Consider the following 1276-nt stretch of genomic DNA (forward strand, 5'->3'; position numbering starts at 1 on the left):
GAATGGATGTGATCCATCGTGATTGCTCCTTTGTTGATGATTTCTCGCAAAACCATTTTAGCATGAGGCTTCACTATGGATTTTTATTTTTTGATTAACTGTTCAAGTTCATTTTACAACTGACCATGGAAAATACATACGCTTATTTTGTTTTAGAGGCATCTTTGCTAAAAGGGTTCGACTCGTGTAATGCACATCGAAATTCATCGCAATACCCCAGGCCTTCACCAAAATTGTCCTCCTTGCCCTTTTTGCAAAAAACAGGAACTCCGTTTTCATCGTGCTCACAAAACCAGCAAAAATCGCATACTGGGTCACATATAGGATCATCACAAATATATGCCAAATCAATTTCTCCTCATAAGCACTTAGCCTAGTGAGGTTCTATCATTTTTACCCATTATACTCTGCTGACCATATCTTGCCAAACTTATCTACCGCATAATGAACTTTGACATGTTGTTACCTATAAAGGGGGCGATTGCAAATACATGGCAAGCAGTGGTCCATTGGGATTTCTGCCTCACGGCTAAATTATTACAAATAAATAGTATTACAATGAAAATACAGTGGAAAATTATCAATTGCTCACCAAAGAAAACAATGTTATAAAACAAACAATGAATGCTTAACGGCATTCCCTTCTTTCGACTTGTTTTTTTGCCATAGCGGTCAACTTTTCTAGCAGTAAATCAGCGGCCCATTTTGGTTGTACTATTTCAGTCTGCGCATCAATACATACAATAGTTCGCTCCTGTCCCCTATTAACATTACTGTTAGCGCCTCTTTCATACGTCCAATCAGGCATAAGAAAAGCCTGTTGCCGAAGCAGGGGACCTAATTAATTTTCTCTATTGATTTGATATCCTCTATATAGAACCTATAGCACCTATCCTTTACTCCGGGAAATTCCAAAATAATAGATTCATCTTCCTCGTCTTCAATTTCACCAGCTGGATAATAATCAGCTACATACCCCTTCCAAATTTTTCCATTTACATCAGTTAGTTCTACATTTTGATTTAAATAATCATATAGTTTTTTCATTCTCGTTCACCCACCTTGGCAAGATAGGAGTTCCTTTCTTTGGATAATGGATTGTAAAGCCCGTAGTATCTGATTCTTTCTCTGTTCTTCTGTCACGCAACCGGCCAACTATAGTGGCACGTTTGTCAAGACCAAAATCGATGAATTTCTAAATGTATCAGGCAGCAGACATTGCAGCATTGAGCAGCAGTGCCGGGAAGTAGCGCTCTGCTGGCGGGACGTTCCCGAT

Annotated in this window: 1 protein-coding gene; it reads right to left on the bottom strand. The window is 38.9% G+C overall.

The window, feature by feature from the left end; genetic code table 11:
- Positions 1 to 837 precede the first annotated feature (837 nt).
- Positions 838 to 1047, bottom strand: a complete 210-nt coding sequence (locus C7E10_RS11915) for a hypothetical protein (RefSeq protein ID WP_105327534.1) — start codon at positions 1045 to 1047, stop codon at positions 838 to 840.
- Positions 1048 to 1276: the final 229 nt, after the last annotated feature.

Source organism: Acidaminococcus hominis, from assembly GCF_900291475.1.
Classification (GTDB): Bacteria; Bacillota; Negativicutes; order Acidaminococcales; family Acidaminococcaceae; genus Acidaminococcus; species Acidaminococcus hominis.